At 62.4% G+C, this 25,626-nt stretch carries 22 protein-coding genes; 9 read left to right on the forward strand and 13 right to left on the reverse strand.

Translation table 11 applies throughout. The features are described from left to right. Positions 1-41: 41 nt before the first annotated feature. Positions 42-425: a glycine cleavage system protein GcvH gene (gene gcvH, locus KF691_04350; protein MBX3388667.1), complete on the reverse strand. Its 384-nt coding sequence runs from the start codon at positions 423-425 to the stop codon at positions 42-44. Between the two features lie 367 nt (positions 426-792). Here gcvH and KF691_04355 point away from each other — a divergent pair, with 367 nt between their 5' ends. The 3 genes from KF691_04355 to KF691_04365 all read left to right on the forward strand — a co-directional run bounded on the left by KF691_04355 (position 793) and on the right by KF691_04365 (position 3,717). Next, positions 793-1,989 (forward strand): hypothetical protein, encoded by a 1,197-nt coding sequence (locus KF691_04355; protein MBX3388668.1) that lies wholly within the window; start codon positions 793-795, stop codon positions 1,987-1,989. 63 nt (positions 1,990-2,052) lie between these two features. After that, positions 2,053-2,934 carry a (d)CMP kinase gene (gene cmk, locus KF691_04360; protein MBX3388669.1) on the forward strand — a complete coding sequence of 294 codons (882 nt, stop codon included), beginning with the start codon at positions 2,053-2,055 and terminating at the stop codon, positions 2,932-2,934. Between the two features lie 30 nt (positions 2,935-2,964). Continuing rightward, on the forward strand, positions 2,965-3,717 hold the full coding sequence (locus tag KF691_04365) for a 1-acyl-sn-glycerol-3-phosphate acyltransferase (GenBank protein ID MBX3388670.1): 753 nt from the start codon (positions 2,965-2,967) through the stop codon (positions 3,715-3,717). On the opposite strand, the gene cydB is transcribed toward KF691_04365, so the two are convergent. Continuing rightward, complete coding sequence (cydB, locus tag KF691_04370) at positions 3,714-4,745, reverse strand: cytochrome d ubiquinol oxidase subunit II (GenBank protein ID MBX3388671.1); 1,032 nt, start codon at positions 4,743-4,745, stop codon at positions 3,714-3,716. The genes KF691_04365 and cydB overlap by 4 nt on opposite strands. Beyond that, positions 4,745-6,232: a cytochrome ubiquinol oxidase subunit I gene (locus KF691_04375; protein MBX3388672.1), complete on the reverse strand. Its 1,488-nt coding sequence runs from the start codon at positions 6,230-6,232 to the stop codon at positions 4,745-4,747. The genes cydB and KF691_04375 overlap by 1 nt, the downstream gene beginning before the upstream one ends. Positions 6,233-6,285: 53 nt before the next feature. Between KF691_04375 and elbB the strand changes: the two genes are divergently transcribed. The 3 genes from elbB to KF691_04390 all read left to right on the forward strand — a co-directional run bounded on the left by elbB (position 6,286) and on the right by KF691_04390 (position 10,033). Next, entirely contained in the window at positions 6,286-7,014 is a 729-nt protein-coding gene (gene elbB / locus KF691_04380; GenBank protein MBX3388673.1) for an isoprenoid biosynthesis glyoxalase ElbB, read from the forward strand. Positions 7,015-7,142: 128 nt separating this feature from the next. Continuing rightward, complete coding sequence (locus tag KF691_04385) at positions 7,143-9,077, forward strand: amino acid permease (GenBank protein MBX3388674.1); 1,935 nt, start codon at positions 7,143-7,145, stop codon at positions 9,075-9,077. 248 nt (positions 9,078-9,325) lie between these two features. Then, positions 9,326-10,033, forward strand: a complete 708-nt coding sequence (locus KF691_04390) for a PEP-CTERM sorting domain-containing protein (protein MBX3388675.1) — start codon at positions 9,326-9,328, stop codon at positions 10,031-10,033. A gap of 99 nt (positions 10,034-10,132) precedes the next feature. Here the strand turns inward: KF691_04390 and KF691_04395 are convergent, their stop codons facing one another. Next, positions 10,133-10,978 (reverse strand): hypothetical protein, encoded by an 846-nt coding sequence (locus KF691_04395; GenBank protein MBX3388676.1) that lies wholly within the window; start codon positions 10,976-10,978, stop codon positions 10,133-10,135. Positions 10,979-11,158: 180 nt separating this feature from the next. Here KF691_04395 and KF691_04400 point away from each other — a divergent pair, with 180 nt between their 5' ends. Next, entirely contained in the window at positions 11,159-13,582 is a 2,424-nt protein-coding gene (locus tag KF691_04400; GenBank protein MBX3388677.1) for a UvrD-helicase domain-containing protein, read from the forward strand. A gap of 200 nt (positions 13,583-13,782) precedes the next feature. Then, on the forward strand, positions 13,783-15,336 hold the full coding sequence (locus tag KF691_04405) for a hypothetical protein (protein MBX3388678.1): 1,554 nt from the start codon (positions 13,783-13,785) through the stop codon (positions 15,334-15,336). A 15-nt stretch (positions 15,337-15,351) separates the two neighbouring features. Here KF691_04405 and KF691_04410 read toward each other — a convergent pair whose 3' ends face one another. Then, entirely contained in the window at positions 15,352-15,897 is a 546-nt protein-coding gene (locus KF691_04410) for a hypothetical protein (GenBank protein MBX3388679.1), read from the reverse strand. Between the two features lie 139 nt (positions 15,898-16,036). Between KF691_04410 and ispF the strand changes: the two genes are divergently transcribed. Then, a complete protein-coding gene (gene ispF, locus KF691_04415; protein MBX3388680.1) occupies positions 16,037-16,549 on the forward strand; it encodes a 2-C-methyl-D-erythritol 2,4-cyclodiphosphate synthase in 513 nt (170 codons plus the stop codon). A 14-nt stretch (positions 16,550-16,563) separates the two neighbouring features. On the opposite strand, the gene KF691_04420 is transcribed toward ispF, so the two are convergent. The 8 genes from KF691_04420 to KF691_04455 form a co-directional block, all read right to left on the reverse strand. Then, the gene (locus KF691_04420; protein ID MBX3388681.1) at positions 16,564-17,385 is read right to left on the reverse strand and encodes an SDR family oxidoreductase; all 822 of its coding nucleotides are present in this window, start codon (positions 17,383-17,385) and stop codon (positions 16,564-16,566) included. A gap of 3 nt (positions 17,386-17,388) precedes the next feature. Next, positions 17,389-17,589, reverse strand: coding sequence for a hypothetical protein (locus KF691_04425; GenBank protein MBX3388682.1), 201 nt, complete (start codon positions 17,587-17,589; stop codon positions 17,389-17,391). Between the two features lie 80 nt (positions 17,590-17,669). After that, entirely contained in the window at positions 17,670-19,370 is a 1,701-nt protein-coding gene (gene murJ / locus KF691_04430; protein MBX3388683.1) for a murein biosynthesis integral membrane protein MurJ, read from the reverse strand. Beyond that, entirely contained in the window at positions 19,367-19,732 is a 366-nt protein-coding gene (locus KF691_04435; GenBank protein MBX3388684.1) for a VanZ family protein, read from the reverse strand. The genes murJ and KF691_04435 overlap by 4 nt, the downstream gene beginning before the upstream one ends. Beyond that, positions 19,729-20,652, reverse strand: a complete 924-nt coding sequence (locus tag KF691_04440) for a ParA family protein (GenBank protein MBX3388685.1) — start codon at positions 20,650-20,652, stop codon at positions 19,729-19,731. Before KF691_04440 ends, KF691_04435 begins: the two co-directional genes overlap by 4 nt. 57 nt (positions 20,653-20,709) lie before the next feature. Continuing rightward, positions 20,710-22,110: an undecaprenyl/decaprenyl-phosphate alpha-N-acetylglucosaminyl 1-phosphate transferase gene (locus tag KF691_04445; GenBank protein ID MBX3388686.1), complete on the reverse strand. Its 1,401-nt coding sequence runs from the start codon at positions 22,108-22,110 to the stop codon at positions 20,710-20,712. Positions 22,111-22,160: 50 nt separating this feature from the next. Further along, a complete protein-coding gene (locus KF691_04450) occupies positions 22,161-23,204 on the reverse strand; it encodes a GDP-mannose 4,6-dehydratase (protein MBX3388687.1) in 1,044 nt (347 codons plus the stop codon). Between the two features lie 15 nt (positions 23,205-23,219). Then, complete coding sequence (locus KF691_04455; GenBank protein ID MBX3388688.1) at positions 23,220-25,454, reverse strand: AAA family ATPase; 2,235 nt, start codon at positions 25,452-25,454, stop codon at positions 23,220-23,222. Positions 25,455-25,626: the final 172 nt, after the last annotated feature.

A 25,626-nucleotide genomic window follows, 5' to 3' on the forward strand; every position in this document is an offset into this window, starting at 1 on the left:
AGCCGCGCCTTCGGTGCTCGCTGTTCTGATTCGTTTCGGACTCAGGAAGCCGGGTGCGCCTTGTCGTACGCCGCGCTATCCATGAGCTTGGCAAGGCCGGCGGGATCGCTGATCTTGGCTTTGAGAAGCCAACCCTTTCCGTACGGATCCTCGTTGATGAGGCCCGGGTTGTCGCCGAGTGCAATGTTCACTTCGGTCACTTCGCCCGCCACGAAGCTGTAGATGTCGCTGGTCGTTTTGACGCTTTCGACCTCTCCGACTACGTCGCCGGCCTTGAACTTCGTGCCGACTTTTTTCATCTGGACATAGGTGATGTCGGTCAGGGCATCGACCGCGAAACGGCTGATCCCCAGGGTCAGCGTGTCCCCATCCACTTTGTGCCACTCGTGCGATTCCGAATACTTCCGGTCGGTCGGGGATGCCATCGATTTACCTCGTCGTTAGAAATTCAGCAAGAGTCCGGAGGTCCCATAAAGACTGGGGCTGTTTTCGCCTCGAATCGGCCGTTCGAATCGGCAAATCACGAGTGTCCCGATGCTAGCCGCCCATCGAATCGTTGACTTGAAAACCCGAAAAGTCGGGTTCCTCCGACCACCGACCAAAAGGTTCATTTGACGAATTTCATCTTCGGCGGTATTTTGAAGTCGTTACCTTTTTCCCCTCCGGACGGTCGTCGCTTAGCGGTGGCGACCGTCTTTGCCGGGAATCGGGGCCGGCGCCGCCCCGGAGAGCATCCGAATCCCCTCGAATCTGCATTGCGGGCGATAACGCTACAGTCGTCTCTGACGACACATGCTTCTCACTCTCAATGCATCGTGCTTGCGGTCGCAGCTGCTTCCCTCCTCCGGGAACCAGCCAACGCTGCAATTGTCGGATCTGCCGCAGTACACCCGCGAGGTGCTCGGCCTAGGCGGACTCAATCTTTCTACCGACCTCCTGGCCGGGGCGGACAGGAGAAAGCTTGAGCAGCTTCGGGAGCGGGCGGATCGTGCAGGATGCCCATGCCTGCTGCTGATAGAGACCGAACCGCAAAAACTGGCCACGAACGATCCACAAACAACCGAGGCCGCCATCAATCGCATGCTGCGTGTGATCGAGGCGGCTCAGATTCTCTCGTGTACCGCCGCGGCACTCCGCATCAGCGCAGACGACTCGGATTCCGCTTTGCAAGCGGTCTGGCCTCGGCTTCGAAAAATCGTGGATCGGGCGGAGCGGCTCGAGCTGAATCTGCTTGTGAGCCCGATGAAAGGGCTCACGGCCCGCGCCGAACGCGTCACCGACATGATCAAGAAAGTGGGGGGCTTCAGGATCGGAACGCTCCCGGACTTTCAGTTTGCGGTGGAGTCAACGGGATCGGTGGAGGGAGCCGTGACTTTTCTGCGCCGGATCACGCCGTATGCGAGCGTCGTGCTCGCTTCGACGACCGACTTTGCAGACCCGCTTCCCGGTGCGGCGCACCCCAAACCGCCCGCGAGGAAGGCGCCCCGACTGGCCAAGGAAGACGACGATGAGGAATTGCCGGGAGGAAACGGGAAGAGCGTGAAGCAATCCGCGCGATCTCCGGAACCGTCCGTTGAGCAGGCGGAGGGCGCAAAGGCAAAGAAAAAGGGCAAGGAATCGCAGAAGGCCGCGGAAACGGCAAAATCAACGAAGTCCAAGGCCGACCCGAAGGGCGCCAAGCCGGAAATCCTTTCCGACGCGGCGGAGGACGATGATGACGGGGAAATCGAGGAACTCGACGACGCCTCGCTCGAAGATTTGATAGCAGACATCTTCAAGGGCGAAGGGGAGGAGCCCCCGCCCCCTCAGGAACCGCTGCCGCTTCATAAGTCGTACGACCTCTTCAAAATGGTGCACGCGGTCGCCTCGGTCGGATTCGATTCGACAATCGCGGTTGACTACCGGGGGGGCGGAGACGTTACACTGGGAATCCGGAAGAGTCAGAGGGTGCTCCGCGCCGCACTGGATCACGCGGCGATGTCCGCGTAACGCCCGACGTGAGTCGGGCGCGGACGGTTGGTCAGCGCACGAGAACGCGCAAGGAGGACCGTCATGTCGCCCACACCGACTTCGGACCCTCAATCGTCGCCGAACCGGCAGGACCTTCCCTTCGAACTCATGGAAGTTGTCGAAGTCTCTCGCTCCGAGATCGAAGTGATCTCCGACATGGAGCGCATTGTGTGCGATCGCGATGGCGCGGTCGCTACGCTAGACCGCGTTCCTTCCGACGCCGGTCCCATGCCAAGACTTCCGCGCGAACAACGGATTGTGATCACCATCGACGGCCCTGCCGGAACCGGCAAGTCGTCGGTCGCGCGATCGCTGGCAAAGGCGCTCGGACTGGACTTCCTCGACACCGGTGCGATGTACCGTGCCGCCGCGGCCATCGCGATCGACTTCGGCATCCCCGCGTCTGATTTCCAGGGCGTCGTCCGGGAAACGACCAAGGCCGACCTGCACTTTGACTGGACGAAGGATCCGCCGACCATCCTCGCGTTCGGCAAGCCCATCGACCATCGCATCCGGTCCGCCGAAGTCGCCGAAATCGTCTCGCCTATCGCAACCATTCGGGAGTTGCGCGAGCACATGGTGCGCAAGCAGCGCATCATCGCCCAGCAGCATCCGCGTCTCGTCACCGAAGGGCGCGATCAGGGCTCCATCGTGTTCCCGGATGCCGCCGTGAAGTTCTATCTCGACGCCTCGCCGGACGTGCGCGCACGCCGGCGCGCCGAGCAATTGATCGCGTCGGGTCAGGCGGCGGACCTGGGTGCGATTACATCCGAGATTCTCGATCGGGACAAACGGGATTCCACGCGGGCCGACGGTCCGCTCATCTGCCCGAAGGATGCCATCTGCATCGACACATCCGACATGTCCTTCGATCAGGTTGTGAGCACCCTGCATCGAAATGTGCTGGCGGTCGTGGGACGCTGACCACGATCTTTCCCGCTATCCTCGACCCCGATGGGTCTGAAGTCGATTCTGGAATCCCGGCGCCCGGGCGGAACGCTCGGCAAGGTTTTGCTCTATGAATTTCTGAGCGCATTCTGTGCGTCGGTGTTTATCCTGTTCTACCGCGTGCGCGTGCGCGGCTCAAAGAATGTTCCCGCCACCGGTCCGCTGCTCATCGCGGCAAATCATCAGAGCTTTCTCGATCCGCCGCTGATCGGTTCGTTCGTGCGACAGAGACACCTGAGTTTCGTCGCACGCATAGGGCTCTTTCATTTCAAACCCTTCGCGTGGCTGATCAGCGCTCTGAATTCGGTGCCGATCAACGACGAAGCGGGCGACGCCGGGGCGATCCGCGAAATCCTGAAACGCCTCCGCGAAGGGCACGCGGTCCTCATCTTTCCGGAGGGGTCTCGCACTGAGGACGGGGGCCAGAAACCCTTCAAGCGCGGCGTTGCGCTGCTGATGAAGCGGGCGAAGTGCCCGGTCGTGCCTGCGGCAGTCGACGGTTGCTTCAACGCTTGGGGGCCGGATTCCATATTTCCCAGGCTCATCGGCCATCGCGTCGCCGTGACCTACGGCAAGCCGATCCCCTACGAGGAACTCGAAAAGGACGGCGCGCAGGCGGCGCTCGATCGAATCGCGAGAGAGGTCAACGAGCTTCGGCTCCAGACCAGAGCATGCATGCGGAAGTCTTCGGGCAATTCCTATCCGCCGCGCGGACCGGGTGACCGGGACGGTGAGGGTGTTCCGTCAACACCGTGTTAGTACGAATCCTCGTGCAGCACAACTTTCCCACGGAACACCCAATAGATCACGGCGGTGTACGCGAGAACAAACGGGATTCCCATCGCCGCGATAGTCGCCATGATGCCGAGCGTCTTTTCGGTCGATGCGGCGCGCGAGATCGACAGGTCGTTGTCCGGAGAGACCGAGGAGACAATCAGGTTCGGAAAAAGCGCCAGCCCGAAAAGGAATGTGAATGCCGCGATCACGCACGCGGACGTGAGAAATGCCCGTAGCGGCCGATCGAGATAGAGCGAACGCGGGATATTGGCGATGGCCAGGATGTTGAGGATCACGATGATCCACGCCCACGGATAGTTCCGGAAGCTCGCCGTGGCACGCGGGATTTCCAGGATCGCATACACCGAAACGACGGCGTACATCGCGAGGAAACACCAGAAACACGTCCACATCCAGCGCCGGATGCGATTGTGAAGTTCTCCCTCGGTCTTCAGGTTCAAATAGACCGCCCCGTGCAGCGCGAAGGCGCACACCGCAAAGAGCCCGACGCACACCGGGAACGGGTGCAGCATCTGAACCAGCCGCACCGTATCGGTGAAATCTCCGTCCGGTCCGAGCGGCAATCCGTGCATCGAGTTTCCGACCGCGACACCGAAGAGAAATGTCGCCAGCGTGCTCGACGCAAAGAACGAAAAATCCCAGAACCGCCGCCACGGCTTCTCGGGACGCTTGCTTCGAAACTCCATCGACACGCCGCGGAAAATCAGGCAAAACAGCAGCAGCATGAACGCGAGATAGAGACCCGAGAATGCCGCGGCATAGGCCTTGGGGAAGGCGGCAAACAGCGCTCCACCGAAAACGACCAGCCAGACTTCGTTACCGTCCCAGAGCGGCCCGATCGAATTCATCATGATCCGGCGCTCGCGATCGTCGCGTGCCAGCGGATGAAGGATCCCCACGCCCAGATCGAATCCGTCGAGAATCGCATACCCGGCGAGCAGAACGCCGAGCAGGACAAACCACAGGAGCTGGAGGGTGGTCGGTTGCATCAGTGGGCCTCCGGCGTGCGGTTCTCGTTCTCATTGGACGCGAGAGTCTTCCCCTGACGATCCACGAGGGTCGCCGCGGCTTGAAGGAATCCCTTGCCGTCCGAGGGCGCGGTCCGAGGCTCTTGCGGCGCATCCGGGCCGTGCTGAATCTTGGTATTGAGCACAAAGACAAAGACGGCGAACAACAGCGCGTAGACCAGAGAAAAGAGAACGATCGATGCCAGCACCTGGTCGGCGACCACGACCTTGCGATTGGACAGTCCCTCGACCGTGCGCAGGCCGCCCGTCATCTCGAAGTTTCCGTCTGCGAGTTGCTTTACTTCGGGATAGACGACAAACGGCTGGCGCCCGACTTCGGCCGAGACCCATCCCGCTTGATTCGCGACGTACGCGCCCAGCACGGCAAAGACAAAGATCCACATCAGCCAGCGCTTTTCAAAGAGAGTTCCCTTCCACAGGAAGAACACCCCGAGCAACGTCAGCGCGGCGAACGCCGTTCCGAGCCCGATCATGACGTGATACGTCAGGAACGGGATCTTCACCGGAGGCCGCACGTCCGGCTGGAATCGGTCAAGCCCGCTCACCGGCGTCTTGAAATCCCGGTACATCAAGAACGTCAGCAGATACGGCACTTTCACGCCGTACACAACCTCGCGTTCCGTATCGGGCCACCCGGCGAGGTACATGCCGGTTGGTCCCGGCTCGGTCTTGAAGATGCCTTCAAAGGCCGCAAGCTTCACCGGCTGATGAAACCCCACCTCTCGCGCCTGCAGATCGCCGGAGAAGAGCATAATGAGACTGCACGCCGCACCGAACAGCAGCGCGATCTTGAATCCCTTTCGCGCAAAGTCGTGGTGCCGGTTCTTCAGGATGTAGAACGCGGTGATGCTCATCACGAAAAACGCGCCGAGAATAAACGCGCCCATCAGCACGTGAAACAGCCGGATCATGCTGGACGGATTGAACACCAACGCCCAGAAATCCGTGATCACCGCGCGGTTTTCGACCGGATCGATCATGTGTCCAGCCGGCGTCTGCATCCACGAATTCGCGATCACGATCCAGATCGCCGAGAAGATCGAGCCGAGCGACACCATGCACGTCGCGAAGAAGTGCATCTTCGCCGAGACGCGGTTCCAGCCGAACACCAGCACCGCAAGAAACCCCGATTCAAGAAAGAACGCGAAGATTCCCTCCGCCGCGAGCGCGCTGCCGAACACATCTCCGACGTACCGCGAGTAATTCGCCCAATTCGTTCCGAACTGAAACTCCATGACGATTCCGGTCGCAACGCCCATGGCAAAGTTCGCCGCGAAAATCCGGCTCCAGAACTTTGTCATCGCGTGATACTGGGGGTCCTTGGTCCTGAGGTACATGCCCTCCATGAACACCATGAGCACGCCCAGCCCGATCGAAAGGGGCGGGAACAGATAGTGAAACATGATCGTCATCGCAAACTGAATACGGGAGAGGGTTTCGACATTCATGGGTGCACTCCCGTCGCGGATCGACGCCGTCTGTCTTATCATGTTTTGCAAGCGTGTGCGAGTTTTCACCCGAAACCGTCGCCGCGGAGCATTCCGTCATGCAGGGCAAGAAAGTCGCCGTCATTCTCTGCGGCAGCGGCCGCGCCGATGGAAGCGAAATCCACGAATCCGTCTCCGTCCTGATCCATCTGGATCGGCACGGCCTGAACTACCGCTGCTTTGCGCCGGATCTGCCGCAGGCGGAAGTCGTCGATCATCTCACCGGCAAGCCGACCGGTGAGAAACGCAACATGCTCGTCGAGGCGGCCCGGATCGCACGAGGCGAGATTTCACCTCTCTCTCGGCTCGACGCGCGTGAATTCGACGCGCTCGCGTTTCCCGGCGGCAACGGCGCCGCAAAGAATCTCTTCACCTTCGCGAAAGACGGCGTCGATTGCTCGGTGAATCCCGACGTCGCCAAGGCAATCAAGGCCTTTCACAATGCCGGCAAGCCGATGGCCTTTGCCTGTATTGCCCCCGTGCTCGCGGCCAAAGTTCTTGGAAGCGCCGCGGGTGGGCCCGGGTGCGAGGTGACCATCGGCAGTGACGCCGGAGCCGCCGGCGCTATCGCCAAAATGGGTGCGAGGCATGCTCCGAAAGAAGTCACGCAGGCGCACGTCGATCCGGAAAACAAGATCGTGACCACGCCGGCTTATATGTGCGACACCGGACCCAACGGGGTGTTCATCGGAATCGGAGCAATGATCGACGAGGTCGCAAGGCTGCTCGAAAAGCGTTCGTAGCTCCACGAGTCCCGGCACTCCGGCGCTCCCGCCCCCCGGCAACCCGCCAATCGCCCGCCGTATTGGTGTCGCCATCCATCATCCGCTACTCTCTCACCCGGTCCAAAGGCTGTTTCTGAGTCTTCCGAATGCTCGTTTCTGAAAATCGTCCCCGCAACCTGAGGTGGTATCACGCCGGGCCGTTGCTCTTCGGCGATTGGGGGACGAGCCGCCTCTACGTCCTTGGACTGGCCTTCTACTACACGGCGCACGCATCGGTGCTCTATCTCGCCGCGATGTCGCTCATCATGGCGGCGGTCGCCTGGGCGTACACCGTGGTCTGCCGCTGCTTCCCCGACGGCGGCGGCGTCTACTCCGCCGCACGCAGGCTCAGCCCGACACTCGCTGTTCTCGGCGCCACGCTTCTGCTCTGCGATTACATCGTCACGGCGGCGCTCTCGGGAATCGAGGCCTTTCACTATCTCGGCGTCGGCTCGTCCAAGGTGGTGATCATCTCCGTCGCCACAATCTTTCTCATCGGCGTTGTGAACTGGCTCGGCGCCCGCAGCGCCGGCCGGATGGCCCTCTTCATCGCGATCGCCTCCATCAGCCTGTCCGCCATCATCGCGATCCTCTGCCTGCCGTGGCTGAAGTCTGGATTGTCGCGCGTCACGCTCCACGAGGGCGGACAGACCTCCCCCTGGCAGATGTGGGAATCGCTCGTGCGCATCGTGCTCGCGCTCTCGGGGCTCGAAGCAGTCGCCAACATGACGGGCCTGATGAAAGCGCCCGTCGCCAAGACCGCCAAGCGCACGATCTGGCCTGTGCTCTGCGAGGTCGTCCTTCTCAATCTCATCTTCGGGATCGCTCTGAGCGCCATGCCGGGGCTGCGCGATCGCGTCGAGCCCGATTGGGTCCGCTACGAGATCAACGAGCGAATCGCACCCGAAAACGTGCCGGCGGAGGTGAAGGAATACCGCGACACGGCAATGAAAATGGTCGCGACCGAAACCGCCGCGAGGCAGTTTGGCGATGGTGCCGGCAAGGTCTTCGGCGTCATCACGGGCATCGTTTTCGGGATGCTCCTCTTGAGCGCGGTCAACACGGCGGTCATGGCGATGGTGTCCGTGCAGTATTCACTGGCAAAGGACGGCGAGCTGCCCCGGTTCGCCACACGCCTGAACTACTCCGGCGTGCCATGGGCGCCGCTGATCATCGCCTGCGCCGCGCCCGCTGTGCTGCTGATGCTCGAGGCCGACGTCAAGGCGCTCGGAGAGCTCTACGCCATCGGCGTCGTCGGCGCGATCACTATCAATCTGTTCTCGTGCGCCGCGAACAGGTCGCTCGACATCGGAAAGTACGAGCGCATCGGGCTCTGGTCTCTCGCCGCGCTCATGGGAACGATCGGTCTCACCATCGTCGTCGCCAAGCCCAACGCCACCATCTTCGCCGGCATCATCGTCTCCGCCGTGCTTATCACGCGACTCGTCGTCCGCACCCGCGCGAGGCTCATCGCCGCAAGCCCGCTCCCGGAACCCAGCCTCGGCTGGCTTGCGCAGATCAAGGATCAGCCCGTGGTGCCGGGCCCGGGTCCTCGCCTGATGCTCGCCGCCCGCGGAAGAGATCAGGCGGCGTACGCGGTCGACATGGCCAAACGCCGCAAAGCAACGCTCTTTGCGATTTACGTCCGCACGCTACGACTGATGGATGTGGTTCCCGGACAGGTGCCGCAGATCGAAGACGATCCGGAGGCGCAGGCCGCGCTCGGGACAGCCGCGGTCCTTGCACGCGAATCCAACATTCCGTTCGTTCCGATTTACGTGACAAGCAGCGACGTTGTGAGCGAGATTCTCGACTACACCGTTACGTTCGGCTGCGACACGCTCATCATGGGTAAGAGCCAGCGTACGCCCTTCAGCCGCGCGGTTGTCGGCGACGTGGTCGCCCGCGTTGCCGAAAACCTGCCCGAAGGCGTTTCCCTACTCACGCGCGCTCCCGGCCCGTTCGAACACGCGGAGGAAGTGAAGCCCGCGAACGGCTCCGCGAAGGAAGTCGAGACGTTCAGGGAAGACCAGGAATCCTGAGCATGCACGCCAGCCGCCTGCGCCAAGATGTGGCAATCTTCATTGCAATCGGCGTCCCATAAACACGTGGTTCCGAATCGCCTGCTTGGCAATGAATGGGGTATTCGCCTCATTTTTTTGCCCTTCCCGGTTATTTGCGCGGAACCTGTTGCTCCTCGACATCGGGATATGTAATGTAAAGACTGAGGCGCGAGCCTCCGGAGGTTTCCGCCCTCCGATTCATTAGAAGGGAAGAGGGAGCAAGAGAAATGCAGAATTACCGATTGGCTATTGCCGCGTTCGCGGCAGGTTTGGCTGTGACCTCGATGGCACAGGCCAGCGTGATCTTTTCAGGTAGCGGCGTGAATCCGGAAGTCGGCGCGACAGCATCCGGCTCGGCGATGTTTACCATCGCCGGCGACACGCTCACGATCGTCCTGACCAATACGACGGCGCCGCGCACGACGGCCCAGGGCAACGCCCTGACCGGCGTGACCTTTAATTTCAGCTCCGGCTCAACGACGCTTGTGCTGACAAGCACCGCGTTGACGGGCGGCAGCACCTATTGGACCAGCAAGACGACCAGCGCTGCGGCACCCTCGCTGGCCGGTTCCTGGACCGCGGCGATCAATTCCACCGCGGACCATCAGTACGGTGTCGCAACGACCGGGTTCAACGGCTGGTTCAACGGTGGGTCAATCTCACTCGGGAACGCCGCTCCGAACTACGGCATCGTCGCCGCCGGCACGTTCGATGGGAGCAACGTCTCCTTCGGCGGGTCGCAGTATCCGTTCATCCAGAACTCGATGACGTTCACCTTCAGCGGCGTGGCTGGCTTCACCGAAGCGCAGATCGCCAACGTCAAGCTGCTCTTCGGCACCGACGGAACGGGGATCATCCAGACCGTTCCTACTCCCGGTGCGCTCGCTCTGGTCGGCCTCGGCGCAGTTGCCTGCGTTCGTCGCCGTCGCGCCTGATCGCGGCAACCTTGCTCGCTTCGAAAGCCCGGGTTCTCCCGGGCTTTTTCTTGCGCGCGGACTGGCCCACCCTCGCAATCCGCACGGTGGCCCGCTCATCTATGGGCAAATCAGTTCGTTGTACGCGGCAACAAAGAGAATGAAATCCGAATCGTCGACGAATCCATCGCCGTTGATGTCCGCCGGGCATCCCGCGGGCATCGACGGGTCCGCACAATCGAGAATGTTGTAGCCGACGACGAACGCGAGAAAATCCGAGTCATCGACCAACCCGTCGTCGTTGAAGTCGGCGGGGCACGGATCGACTTCTCCTGCCGAAATACGGAGATTGTCCATCGCCCACGATTCGTCATCCAGAGGCTGAATCCCCGGCCCTTCGATCACAAAATCGATCCGCACGCTCGAAGCGCCGTGCGGGATGTTGTGGAATCGCGGCTCAAGATACATGTTGTACGCGCTGTCGGTGAAGTAACTTCCCGGTCCGGAAAACCCAAGATCGACACGATGCGCCAGCTCGACGCCGGGCGGTGGCACGTACGTTTGATCCTGCGACGCCGTCGCGTTCGCGAACGACTCGCGAAAGATCGTCACCGAATCCACGTCGACACGCAGGAAATCGCCTTCAGGAAACGTGCCCGTGCCGTCCAGCGAGTCGATCGCGGCGAACAAAAAATCGATGTTGATTGCGGTGTGCGTCGGCAGACCGGTCAGCGTGATCGAGACGACGTTGCCCGTCGGGCTCCGGAGAAAACTGCCGCCGAACTGGTTGCCGACGGGTCCTAATCCCGCGTACCCCTGAACGCCGGTCAAAGCCGCGACTCCAGGAGAAATCTCCGAGGGCAGCGATCCATCGAAGTCATTGAAAAACACCACAGTCTGAGCATGCGATCCGATCGACAGAATGCTGCCCGCGATTGCTGCCATGGCTGTGCGGCAAAGACTCATCGGGATTCTCCTCTCCACATGCCAACCGAGTTGCTCGGCCGGCTCCGAATTGATTCTAGTGACGGTATCAAGCGGGCCTGGCCTCCTCCTCCAAGTGCGGCGATCGCGACCGGCTCGGGTCCACTGCTTTGCCCCATCACCGGTTTGTCACTACGCTGGTGCCAACGGGAAGGAGCCCGCGTGTTGCAGGAAGAGATCCCCAGCCAAGGCGAAGAGACATTGGAGGGAGAAGCCGGAGAGCTTCTCAAAGGTCTGACAGCCGCGCAGCAAAAAGCCGTGCAGACGACCGAGGGCCCGCTACTGGTGCTGGCCGGCGCGGGCTCGGGAAAAACCCGCGTCATCACGAGGCGCATCGCCTATCTCATCCATCAGGGCGTTCCGCCCTGGTCGATTCTCGCCGTTACCTTCACCAACAAGGCCGCGGCGGAAATGCGCGAACGCGTCATGGTCGTGCTCGGGCACGATCCAAAGCTCACGCGGGGCCTGACCGTCACGACATTCCACTCCTTGTGCGCAAGATTGCTCCGGCGCTACGCCGAAGCCGCGGGTTTGAAGCCGGAGTTCTCGATTTACGATTCCTCCGACCAGGCGTCGCTCGCAAAGCGTGTGATCGCCGATCTGCAGCTCTCCACCAGCAACTGGCCTCCGCGCAGCGTGCTCTCGGCGATTTCCACGGCGAAGAACGATCTGCTCGATGCCGATGAATATGCCGCGCGGTCCCACGACTTCTATTCACGCACCGTCGCGAAGATTTTCCAGGGTTACCAGAAGGCGCTCAAGCTCGCCGGCGCGGTGGACTTCGATGATCTGCTCGTTCTCACCGCCAAACTGCTCAAGGGCAACGAGGAAGTCCGGCGCGAGTGCAACGAACGCTGGCGCTATCTCCTTATCGACGAATACCAGGACACCAACCACGCGCAGTTCGTAATCGCCTCCCTCATCGCCGGCAAGAACGAAGAGGGCCACCCGCCCAACATCTGCGTCGTCGGTGATCCCGATCAGGCGATCTACGGCTGGCGCGGCGCCGACATCGCCAACATTCTCGAGTTCGAGCAGAGCTATCCGGGCACGAAAGTCATCATGCTCGGCGAGAACTTCCGCTCGACCGCGCCGATTCTCAAAGCCGCCGACACCCTCATCCGCAACAACATCAAGCGCAAGCACAAAGACCTGTTCACCTCGCGCGTCGGGGGTGAGCGTGTCGAGGTGACCCTCGCACGCGACGAAAACCACGAGGCGGCGCTCGTCGTTGATTGGCTCAAGAGCGTCAAGGACGAGCGCGAAGATTCGCCCAGCGCCATCGCCTGGCGCGAGATGGCCATTTTCTACAGAACCAATTCGCTCAGCCGCGTGATGGAAGATGCTCTGCGTGCCGCGGCAATCCCCTACACCATCGCGCGCGGCACCGCGTTCTACGAACGCGAAGAAGTCAAGAACGCCATCGCCTATCTGCGTGTTGTCGCCAATCCCAACGACGGTGTGTCGCTCTCGCGCATTGTGAACACTCCGACGCGAGGGATCGGCTCGACCACGTTCGGAAAAATCGAGGACGCCGCCGGAGCCCAGGGCCGCCCAGTGCTTGAAATCATGCGCGATTCGTTCGCGCTCTCCGAGGTCGCCGGCCGTGGTGCCGCGGCAGTCGGAAAGTTCGTCCAGATGCTCGACGATTGGACCGGCGGCGGCACGTTCATGGGCGCGCAGGTTCCCACCGGCCTCGCCGACCTCGTCTCTCGCATCATCCGCGAGTCCGGCCTCGAAGCCATGTACCGCACCCAGGCCAAGGCCAGCGGCAGCGACGCCGATCTCGAACGCCTCGACAACCTCGACGAACTCGTCAGCTCCGCCCGCCAGTTCGAGATGGAATTCGACGCCATGGCCGATCCCGCGGCAGAGAACGCCGACGGCCTCGCCCGCCCGAGCGATCAGACTCCGCCTCTGCTCGCGCTCCTTCGCGCCTATCTCGAGTCGATCGCGCTCGTCGCCGACGCCGATGCGGTCGATCCCGCGCAGGGTGCGATCACGCTCATGACGTTGCACGCCGCGAAAGGGCTCGAATTCAAGGCCGTTGCGATCATCGGACTCGAAGAGGGGCAATTGCCACACAGCCGCGCCCGCGAATCACAGGAACAGCTTGAAGAAGAACGCCGGCTCTGTTTCGTCGGCATCACCCGCGCCATGCGCCGGCTGCATCTCACCAGCAGCCGGTATCGAACTATGCGCGGCATCCCAGAGCGCACGATACCGAGTCGCTTTCTCGAAGAGCTCCCGAAAGATTCCGTGCTCATCAGCGATCAGGCGGATGCGCTCGGCGGGCTCGAAGACTTCATCGAGCGTGGCGAGGGCGGGGGCACACGATTCGAGCCCGAAGACGAATTCGCAGCGAAAGACTCGAAGCGGGCCAAGCTCGCGTGGAGTGGCACAGGCAAGCTCGGATCAAAGAGCTCGCCGTTCCCTGTCGGCAGCGTTGTGCGTCACCCGCAGTTCGGGGAAGGAGAAGTGATCAATATCACCTCCGGCGCCAACGCCCGCGCGACGATCCGTTTCCGTGGCGTTGGAACAAAGACGCTTGTGCTCGAGTACGCCCGCCTGACCCGCGTGAAGTGAACGCTTCTGAGTCGTTCGAGGTCTTATGAATCCGAACCCGCCATCCCGAACTTGTATCTGAACAGAATCCCCTTTCCACTCCGCGCGACTCCGCCTTCTCCGCGTACTCCGTGTTCTCTTTCGAGCCCCCGGCAATCGCATCGAACCCGCTTCGATCTTGGTGCGCTGTATTCTGACCAGGCCCCATTCAGGAGTCTCGCATGAAGCCGATTCGCGCTCTCGTCGGTGCCTTGGTACTTTCCTCTCTCGCCGGCAGCGTTCTCGCCCAGGACCAAACACAGGGTGCGGTGGTCACGATCTACAGCACGCTCAGTCCCGGACAGGGCGTGCCGCGCGATGCGCTCGCGCAGGCTCGTTACAGCGGCGGCTGGTCGAACATCTCCAACATCGTGCAGGGATTCGCAACCGTGCGCCAGTTCCTGAATTTAGAGTTGAAGAACGGGCTGAACGATGTTCGAGTGACCGATGTTGCCGCGCTCATCGAGCCGACCACGGTGACGTTTCAGTCGTTGACCGCGCCGAGTATGACCCGCGTCCTCGAGCAGAATTTTCAGTTCGACCTGATCGGCCGCGAGAAACTGCTCGAGAAATACATCGATAAAGAGATCAAGGTCGGTTCGCCCGCCGGCGATCAACTCAGGTACACCAGCGGCACGCTCCTCAGCACCGCCGGAACGATCGTTTTGCGCGACAGTACCGGACAGATCCAACTCATCGGAAACGCGACGAATTTCGAATTGCCGACGCTGCCCCAAGGGCTCCTCACCCGGCCGACTCTGCTTTGGCAAGTCGAGACTCAGCAGCCCGGCGCGCACAACGCACGCATCACCTACGAAACCGCGGGTATGACCTGGTGGGCCGATTACAACGCGCTCTTCACGCCCGGAAAGGACAACAACAGCGGCACGCTCGATCTCTCCGCCTGGGTCAGCATCGTCAATCAGTCTGGGGCGAGCTATCCCGAAGCGACGCTGAAACTGATCGCCGGGCGCGTGAACCGCATCCAGCCGCGCCCGAGCCCGTACGCCGCGCGACGGGAAATGAGCATGCTCGCCGACCGTTCGGACGGCTTCGAGCAAAAGGCATTCTTCGAATATCACCTCTACACGCTCGGTCGCACGACAACTCTTCCGGACAACTCCACGAAGCAGATCGAGTTGTTCCCGGCGGTGCTCAAAGTGCCCTGCGATAAAATCCTCGTATACGACGGTCTCGCGATCGACGCGGGCGACTACGGCGGCCCGATGACCGATGCGGGCTTCGGGGCGCAGGGCCGGACAACCGTGGAGGTCTACCTCCGCTTCAAGAACACCAAGGAATCGGGCCTCGGAATCCCGATGCCCGCGGGCGGGGTCCGGGTAAGCCAGCTCGACCCGGCGAAGAGCGGACGCGTCGCGGACGACATGGCCGAGTTCATCGGCGAAGACATCCTGAATCACACGCCTAAGGACGAGTCGGTGCTGCTCAAGCTCGGCGCCGCCTTCGACGTGGTGGGGGAGCGCAAACAGGTCGACTTCAAGGTCGATAGCGCGCGGCGCACCATGGAAGAAACCATCGAGGTCAGCGTTCGAAACCGCAAGGACGTCAAGACGAACGTGATCGTTCGCGAGCGTTTGTATCGGTGGGCGAACTGGGAAATCAGCGGCGCGACGCAGAAGTACGAAAAGACCGATTCACGCACGATCCAGTTCCCGCTCACGCTCGATCCGGGGCAGGAAGGGAAGATTCGCTACACCGTCAAATACTCGTGGTGATCGCGCGCCGCGAGGTTATGGGTTTGTCGCCGCGGGCTCGGGCTTGGTTGCAGGAGCATTCCCCTCCGGTCCCGGGGAAGTCGGCTGAGGAGCCGGCGCAGTCACGGGAGTTCCCGGCGTGACGTGAACGGCGCTTGCCGTCTGGCCCGCGTGTTCGACGCGCGGGTCGCTGCCCGTGGCGTATTCCGGCGTCTTGCGGATCGTGACGTCCATGCGGCGTGAATACTTGTCCGGGCAAGCCATGACGCTGTTCAGTTCGCCCGCTCGCGTCGGTCGCTCGAAGAACCGCCACTGCAGCGAATCAGGGTTCGCCGGGTTGTCCGGGAACTGCGCCTCGTGGAAACGCAGCGTCAACTGCTTGGCGACGGGCACGTCCGCGGTCCAGATCGGTTCGTTCGTCCGCACATCCACGATGGTGACCGTCACCGGGTAGTACTCGTTCGATATGAACGTAAACGTGTCGTTCGAGCGCATCGAGCCGCCCGGACGGTACACGTTGCAGCCCGAAAAAGTGAGAAGTGCGAGAGATGTCGCGACGGCGCCAGCGCGGCCAAGGTGCATTGAAATTCTCCGGCTCGGGCGGGGCTTTGGTCTTGCCGCCGAGCGTCCCAGAATGTATCGGCTCCCAGACTGTTCGGCGTGACTTGTCTTCAAGATCGTTCGGAAAAAGGTCGGATTCAAACGGATAGACTCAATCCTGATGCAAAACCTCGCGGAATCGTTCAGGATCGGGCACGGATACGACCTCCATCGGCTCGAGCCGGTCGCTCCGGCCGGAGCAGGCCGTCCACTGATCGTCGGTGGCGTCAGGCTCGCCTCCGAGAAGGGGCCGGTGGCCCATAGCGACGGCGACGCTCTCTTGCATGCCATTACAGACGCCCTGCTGTCCGCCGCAGGACTTCCTGACATCGGGCAGCTTTACCCGGACAGCGACCCGAAACACCATTCGCAAGACTCAAAGACTTTTCTTCGCGAAGCCGCCGCGAAGGTGCGAGACCTGGGTTGGACCGTCGTGAACGTTGATGCGACGGTGATTCTCGAGAAGCCGAAGGTCAGCCCGCACAAGCACGAAATGCGGTCGTGCGTCGCCGCGGCGCTCGATGTCGATGTTTCGCGCGTCGGCATCAAGGGAAAAACGCACGAAAAAGTGGACGCCGTGGGCGAGTCTCGCGCAATCGAAGTTCACGCGGTTGCTCTGCTCGTCCGTCAGTGACGCGGGCTTCGCGCCTATTGCCGCCCGCGCATTCTGCGGGTCAGAATCCGATCCGCCAGCCGCGGCATGAGCGTGACGAGCGAGAGGGCCGTGCGCATCGGCAAACTCGTCCACACCTCTCCGCGCGGCTTCTTCAGGCAGCGGACGATCGCTTTCGCAACCGTTTCCGCCGGCTGTTTGAACGACTCGGGCGTCTGAATGCTCGTTCGTTTCCCTCCCGAGAGTTCGCGCGCCATATCGAAGAACTCAGTACGCGTGCCGATCGGGTGTACCGTCGAAACATGAACGCCCGCGTCGGCGAGCTCGATGCGCATCGCGCGGCCGAAGTGGTCCTGCAGCGCCTTGGTGCCCGAATACGCCGCGAAATTCGGAAGCCCGATCTTGCTGACGCAGCTCGAGCAGAGCAGCACATGCCCCCTGTCGGGACCGGCGTTGGCGTCGAGCATGTGCCGCGCGCCGAGCTGGCACAGTTCAAGGCTCGACCAGAAATTGGTGTCGAAGATATCGGCGAGGTTCTCGCGCGAGCAGTCCATCACCTTGCGTTCGACGCCGTACCCCGCGTTCGAGAACACGCTGTACAGCGAGCCGAATTCTTTGGTCGCCGCATCGATCAGGCGCCGGTTGTCACCGGGCGTCCTGACGTTCATCACGACGTACGATGCGCGCCCGCCGGCGGATGCGATCTCGTCGACGAGCGAGCGCAGCCGGTCTTCGCGCCGCGCGCCGACGACGACGTTCATTTTTTCACGCGCGCAAAGCAACGCCGTCGCGCGTCCGATGCCGGAGCTTGCGCCGGTGATCGCGATCGTCCGACCGGTGAGGTCGATCTTCGCCACGGCTTACTTCTGCGTGTCGCCCTGTTTGGTCTGGCCCGGCGCCGGATCCGGCGTGCCGCCAAACGCCTTCTTGGTGTTGTCGCTGGTTTGTTCGATGTCCGTGCCAAGCCCGGAGACCGTGTTGCACGCAGCCAGCGTGGCGAGAGAAAGAGCCGAAAGAGCGAGCGTGACGACACGAGCAATCTTCTTTGTGCGCGAATTCATTCCAGAACTCCGTGTTTTTCTGCGGCGATGCGATCGACCGCGCTCAAGCGTACACAGATTCCGAAGTACCCGCGCCGCTCCTACTCCGCCATCATCGATTCCATTTTCACTCCGGCGGGTGCGCGGCGCACGAGCCAACGAAGCTCCTCGAGGCCGAACACGAACGCCAGGGCAATGTAACTCATGCCACCGACGAGAGTTGCGACGCTCAGCCGTGCGAAGTGCTGGCGCCAAGTCGCGGGCGCGGGCCACAGCGAAATGACCGCCCACACGCACGCGCCCATGAGCAACGCGACGGCGAAGACTTTCGTGGCGCCAACCACCGTCGAGCGATCAAAGACATTCGCGTCGAGCTTTCGTTTCGCCGCCCAGCACACGACCAGCGCCTGGAGCATCGCGCATGTGCCGGTGGAGAGCGCGAGACCCGCTTCGCGCAGGTACCAGATCAGGATCAGGTTCAGCGAGAGGTTCGCCGCCACCATCGCCATCGCGACGCGCATCGGAGTCACCGTGTCGCCCCGCGCATAGAAGGCGCGCGTCAGCACGTGATTCAGCGAGTACGCCCAGACCGCGGGCGCGTAGCACGCAACGACCAGGGCCGAGCGCTCGAGCCCCTCGCGCGAGAACTTCCAGAACATCGTGTGCACCAGGTCTTCGCGCACTGCGACCAGCCCGATGCTCGCCGGGATCCCGATGAACAGCGACAATCGAACACCCCGCCGGAGCACGTCGACGAACGCGACCGAGTGACCCGCGGTTCTCGAGAGCAGCGGGAAAACAGCTGTGGCGACCGCGATCCCGAAAACCCCGAGCGGAAACTGATAGAGCCGCGACGTGTACGAAAGAATCGAGTTGGATGATTCGTCGAGCGTGACGGCGAAGCCGAACATCGTCGCGCCGAACCAGATCGGCCACATCGCGATCAGCGTGTCCATCATCGTGTTGAGTTGCAGCGTGCCGAGCCCCAGCAGCACCGGCACGAACCGCTTCAGCACCCGACGTGCCGATTCACTCGCCGCGGAAGTGATCTTCGTCCATCGCACGAGCCCCCTCAGCGCGAGCATCGACCACACGATCTGCAGCACGCTCGCGATCACCGCCGCGACGCCCACCAGATACGCCGATGTCTCTTTCGGAATGCCTTTCCAAAAGAAGGGCACCAACGCCGCGCCGATCATCATCAGGTTGAGAATCACCGGCGCCGCGGCGGGCGGCCCGAACTTCCCGTGACTCTGGAGAACACCGCCCAGGATCGCGGTTGTGCACACCATGGGCATCATGGGCAGCATGAGCATCATCAGCCTGATGGACAGCACCCTGTCCGGGTCGTTGCGCGCCACGATGAGCACGACCATGAGCGCCACTTCGACTACCAGCACGATCAGCGCGGTGGTCAGCGTGAGTGCGCGCAGCGTGAGCGACGCCAGCTGATCCGCCACCTCCGCCGAATCCTGACGTTGCCTGGTGTACTCGGGAAGAAACGCCGCGGAGAGCGCGCCCTCGCCGAAGAGTCTGCGGAAGATGTTGGGCACCTGGAACGCGGCATTGAACGCCGAGCCGATTCCGGTGTCCCCGAACAGGCCCGCTGTCAGGATGTCGCGCACCAATCCGGTTAACCGCGAGACGAGCGTGAGGCTCGCGACGATCCGGATCGCCGCCGCGAGAATCCCTCCGAGCGCGTGCGAATCGTGCGGACGGTCGGTGGGATTGGCGTGTCCCGCGCCGGGGTCTTGCGGCCTGTTCGCGTCTGTCGTCGGGACTGTCATCACGGGCTGATTCATCGGCTCAGCCGCCCAACCACCCACATCCCGGCGATCGTGATCGCGATCCCGATCATGTTGAATCCAAGGTCGTCCCAGGCACACGTTCGCCCGAGCGCGGGGATCGATTGCAGGCCTTCATCGATGCACGCGTACCCCATCGCGAGAAGGCAGGTCAGAAGCAGATTCCGATTCGAAAAAACGGGACCGAAGAACCCGCACGCCGTCGCGAGCGCCGCCCATGTTCCGAACGCGCCGAGATGAACCCAAAGGTCGCTCCGTTCAACCGGACCCTGGATTTGCAGGTTGGGCCAATGTGTTCCCGCAAAGAGCAGGAGCGCATAGAGCGCAAACACCGGCCGCGGCAACCGGAATCGGTTCATGCGCTCGCGCCAGTGCTGTCCGCGACGGGTTCCCCGATACTTGCGGCCCTCGTCACCACCAGCGGGGGGTCTTCACGTGTTTCCGCCGCGAGGCGCCGATCCGCGAGGTACGCATCCGCGAGGGCGCGATAGTCTTCCGCGCCGCTCGCCTGCGGTGCGTAGTCAAAGATCGTTTTGCCAAAGCTGGGGCTCTCGGCCAGCTTGATGTTCCGCCGGATGGCCGGACGGAACACCTTGGCGTCCTTCCACGGGACGTCGTTCGTTCGCCCGCTCTCAAAGAATGCGTCGAGGTCGGCGACGACTTCGCGCGTGTGGGTGCTTCCCGCGTCGTGCATGCAGAGCACCACTCCCGCCACACGCAGATTCGGGTTCAATGCCTGAGGTCCGCTCGCCAGAAGCTTCACTGTCTCGAGCAGTTTTCCGACGCCTTGCAACGCCAGAAAGTGCGCCTGCATCGGGATCAATACCTCGTCCGCGGCATTCAGCGCGTTGAGCGTGAGCAGCCCGAGCGATGGCGGGCAATCGATCAGAACAAAGTCGACCTTGCCCGAAAACGCACCGATCACGGCTTTGAGCCTTTCCAGCCGGTCCTCCGCCGAGGCAAGCTCGGTTTCCGTCGCGGCGAGGTCTGTGTGACTGGCGAGCGCCGAAAGATTCGTCGCGATATCTCTTGCCGCGGAAACTGCCCCGGCCGGATCGTGCATCAGGTCATAAATCGATCGCCCTTCAGCGGAGTCGAGACCAAGCCCGAGTGTCGCATGTGCCTGCGGATCCAGATCGATCACGAGCGTGCGAAATCCGGCCTGGGCGATCGCCGCGGCGAGATTCACGGTCGTCGTGGTTTTGCCCACTCCGCCCTTCTGATTCATCAGCGCGACGCAGCGGGGCCTGGCGGGAGAAATTGGATCCGAATCGTTCATGACCGAGTATACGAATCGGCAGAATCCGCGCGTCGGAAACAATTGATTTGAGGGGTGCTATCTGGCGGAAGCGGCTTCGCCGGCCACGCCCACGGGCGGGCCGCTCGGAGGGGGCGGCTGGTTGAGGATGATCGTCTGGGTCGCCCTGCGGGCCTCGGAATCGATGGCCTGCTGCTCGATGAATTTGCGCCGGGCGATTTTGATCGCGGTCACCCCGATGAAGGAAGCGAGCATGAGCGCGATGATGTAGACCACGCGAGCCCGGCCCATGCTCACCAGCACGCCGAGCGTTGCGAAGCTCGCCGATATCGCGTAGAGCACGAGCACAGCGCCCTTCACGCCGAGCGACCGCTTCAGCATGTGATGCAGGTGGTCGCTGTCCGCGCTCGAAATGCTTTGTCCGGCCATTTTTCGACGGACAATCGCCAGGCACGTATCGATCAGCGGCACGGCGAAGACGATCAGCCCCGCCATCATCAGGTGGGTTTTATCGGTGGCGCCGAGCGTCAGGATGATCACGATGGTTGTGTAGCCGAGCAGCAGAGATCCCGCATCACCGAGAAAGATCGTTGCCGGGTTGAAGTTGTGCGGGAGGAATCCGAGGCATGCACCGAGCAGCGCCATGCACAATACCAGCCGCTGGGTGTCGCGCACGCCATCGTCTGCCGCGGCAAGTCCGAGCGAGATTATCAGCAATCCCGCGGCCGAAATCGCGGTCGTTCCCGTCAGCAATCCGTCCAACCCGTCGATCAGGTTGGTCGCATTGCAGGCGCCGAGCACAAAGAACCCGATGATCGCCGTTCCGACCCAGTAGACAAGGTCGAAGTGAATCCCGGCGCTCTCCGCGCCGAGCAAGTGAAACGGCAACGGGATGGTGAAGACCAAGCTCGGGTTGCCGAGCAACGTGCCGAGCGGCGAGAGCACCTGCGCCGCGACGCGAGCCCCGATGTCGTCAATGGCAAGAAGAGCCGCGGCGAACAAAAGCCCGCCGATTTTTACGCGGGGCGCGAGCCCCCACACGTCGTCGAGCAGACCGACGACGACGACGACGGTCATTCCAAAGAGCACAAAGAGCGGGACGATTCGCTGCTCGGGCTCGGAAACGTGCGTCGAAGAGTGGTATTCCACAAGCCCCGCCCAGCCCATCGAGGCGTAGCTGTAGAGGATCGCGGCGAGTATGCCGAGGAAGACGGCGACGCCGCCGAGATAGGCGACGGGCATGCGGTGAACTTTCCGATTTTCGCTCGGCCGATCGATCACGCCGAAAGCGATTGCCAGCTTCCGCATGAGCGGAGTCGTGAACAGCGTCACGACGAATGCGATGGCCATGATCCACGCATAGCCGTTGAAGATTTCCCACCTCGAACCCTTTTCGAGTTCGGAGGTTGTCGCACCGGCATCCTGCCCAAAGGCAAATTGAACCGGTGTCGCGGCGCACCATGCGACAACCCAGGGCATGGTTGCCCGAATCGTCCGACACGCGCACCCGGTTCGCTCTGGCGCCCTGTTCACCTCTCACGTCCTTCGCGCATGCCGTCCGCGGCCGAACTCGAGAGCCAACCGGCCACGTCCCGGATGGTCTGCTCAAGGGTCTTTCTCGGCGAGAACCCGATCGCGTTCCGAATCTTCGTCAAATCCGGTCGGCGATCGGCCAGGTCTTCGAAGCCCGACGGATACGCCTCACTATAGGGAACGAACTCGATCTCCGAACGAGATCCGGTTTCCCGAATCACCAGTTCGGCAAGTTCCCGGATGGTGATCGAACGATCCGAACCGATGTTGAACACCTCGCCCCTGCGGCCCGGCAAAGAAAGCAATTTCGGCAACGCGTCGATCACATCCGAGATATCGCAGAAACAGCGCGACTGCTTTCCTTCGCCATGCACCTTCAACGGTTTTCCGGCGAGCGCCGCGCTCACGAACCTGGGCAGAACCATTCCGTAGTCGCCGACCTGGCGTGCGCCGACCGTGTTGAAAAACCGAGCGACGACGACGCCCAATCCGCGCTGCTTTGCGTAGCTGAGCGCAAGATACTCGTCGATGCCCTTGCTGTAGGCGTAGCACCAGCGCGACACGCTTGTCGGCCCGTAGGTCACGTCGTCGGATTCGCTGTAGGGCGACTTGGCGCTCTTTCCGTACACCTCTGAGCTGCTCGCGATCAGCGTGGGGATTCCGCGCGCGGTCGCGCCCGGCGCGGAGCGGCTCGCAGCGAAATCCAGCAGCGCGATCGTCTGCTCGATGTTGGTGCGCACGGCGCTGATCGGATCTTTCATGACCAGACCGACGCCAACGGCCGCGGCCAGATGATAAATCTCATCGAACACTTCGCCCGATCCGAGCGCCGAAAGCTCGTCGCTCAGATTTGCTTCGATGAATCGGAGGCTTGGATGCTCGCGCACGTTGGTCGCGCGCCCCGTGGAAAGATTGTCGATGACGGTGACCCGGTCTCCTCGCGCGAGGAGCCGCTCGGTCAGGTGCGAACCGATGAAGCCGGCGCCGCCCGTGATCAGCGAGCGCCGCGGGCGGGAATCGGATGGTCTGGGCTCGGGCATGAGAACGGCCCGAGGCTACGCGGCGGCGGTCGCCTCGCCCGGATTCTGGTACTCGTGCGTGGCGCGCATGTTGCCGCGGATGTAGCCGCCCGCGGAAGGCTTGACCGCATTGACCACGACCCCGAGGAACTCTCCGCGGGCCTCGCTCAGGTCGTTCCGGAGGCGCCCGACGAGCCCGCGTTTCTCGCCCATCGCACGAACGACGAGACAGCTCGCGTCTGCGCGATTCGCGATTGCGAGGCCGTCGCTGGCCACGAGCGCCGGTGCGACATCGATCAAAACAAGGTCGTACTTGGCCTTGAATTCGGCGAGCAACTGGCTCAGGCGCTCCCCGCTGAACATCTCGAACACGCGCTTCTCGCGCGTGCCGGCGCTCAGCACGTCGAGGCGGGCGTCGCTGGTGTGCTGGATCGCGTCCTCGACGGGGGTGCCTGTCAAGACGTCGGCGAGACCCGGCGTCTCGCGCAGCGCGAAGACTCTGTGCATCCCGGGTCGCCGGAAGTTCGCGTCGATGAGCAGGACTTTCTTGTCTGCCGCGGCCCAGGCGAGGCCCATGTTGCACATGACGCTGGTCGAACCCGAACCGGGCATGCCGCCGATGACGACCAGCGACTTGTGACCGGCCTGGACGAGGCGCTTGGCGAGCACGGAGCGCAACTGGCGGTAGTTCTCGGCGATGACGCCGCGCGGCCGATCGCGGAAAGTTGTTTCGATCGCGCCCGCGCCCGAAGGATCTTCGGATGAGTCCGGGATCCAGCCGAGCAGACGCATTCTGGGCATGAGCGCGATGTCCGCGGGCCCCTTGACGCGGCTGTCCATCAGCTCGATCGCGAGAATCAGCGCCGTCACCAGCCCGACGACGCCCAGCATCGATGCCGGCAGCACGACTGACAGTTTCGGCGAAGAGACTTCACGCGGGAGTCTCTCTTCGCTCGCGACAACGACGCGGTTGCTCGTGGGGAGTTCCGCCAGCATCGCCATCTTGCGCTGATCCTCCGTGAACGACGCGATCGACCGCTGGATGTTCTGAATCTTCTCTTCGATGTCCTTCACCTGCGCGAGCGTGCGCGCCGCCACCTGCTGTTTCTCGCTGATGGTGTCGCGGTCCTTGGTCATTTCGCGTTCCTGGTTCTCAAGCGACTGGAGCATGATCTTCATCTGCTCGAGGTTGCTGTCGAAACGCTTGCGCATGAGCGCTTCGCGCTCGGCGATCAGGTTCTGGTTCATGCCCTGGAGCACCGAATCGGTGCGCTTGTACTCGCGGTGTTCACGCGTCATTCCCCGCATGAGCATGCCCTTGAGCTCCGACTCGGCCGACTGAATCCCCTGCTTGATGTGAATGATGAGCGGGTCTTCTTCCACCTCGCTCTTGATCTGGTCGGTGTACTGGATACCCGCGGGATTGTCGAGCTGATCCTGGAGCTGCTTGATCATGACGCGACGAAGCTGGATCTGGTTCTGCACATCCAGGATCTGCGTGTTCAGGATGTACAGGCGCTGCATGGTCTCGCTGCCCTGTTCGCTGCTCGAAGTCACGTTGGCGTCGCGCAGCAACGCGTCGCGGCGTGTCTGCAGGTCGCGGAGCTCGATGTTGAATTTTTCGAGCTGCGCCTGGATCTGATCGCGCTGCGTCAGCGTGCTGCTGCCCGCGACACGGCGCAATTCGGTCATGTACGCCTCGCGCAGAAGCTTGGCGAGCGCCGTGGAGTCTTCCTTCCAGCGGCAGGACGCCGAGAGTTCGATCAGCCTGGTGCCCGGGATAATGCGTGTCCGCGCGACTTTGTCCTGAAGCTCCTTGACCGCGGCGGTGGTGTCAAGTTTGCCGCCCTCTTCGAACTGGCTCGCCCATGACTGTGCCTCGCGAATCAGTCGCGGATCTGTCGCGACGCGCATGAGCACATCTTCGCGCGTCATCTGGCGAGCCTGCGTCAGCATGAAGCGCTCGATTTCGTTCTGGCTTTCCATCGTGCCCACGCCGGTCGGGCTCACGATGTTGGCGGTGGGGGTGAAGGCCTCGAAGACGGCCGAGCTCGTCCACACCGGGCGGAACTTCAGGAGCAGGATGTACGCGACGACCCCGAGCACCATACCCACGCCGGCTGCGCCGGCGAGAATGTACTTGTACTTCATCAACAACTTGATGGGATCGATCGTGACGCCGCCGGCGCCGCCCGAGGGCGCGCCGCCCGATGGGGGCCTCGGGCCGCTGGGTCCTTGGGGTGTGTTCGAACCGGTCGGAGGCGTCGTCATGGTGTCACCTTGTTCATCTCGATCAAGTTCATTTCAAGAGACGATCGTGTTCTGATAGGGATTCCGGTATCGGGAACTTCCCCGTCAGGCGGTTCGATCCACGCGCACGCGGTGTTCGTGCGAACGGACGTTGCCGCGACATATAGATCGGCTAAGGACGGGAAATCCTGAG

The organism is Phycisphaeraceae bacterium (genome assembly GCA_019636555.1).
GTDB lineage: Bacteria > Planctomycetota > Phycisphaerae > Phycisphaerales > UBA1924 > JAFEBO01.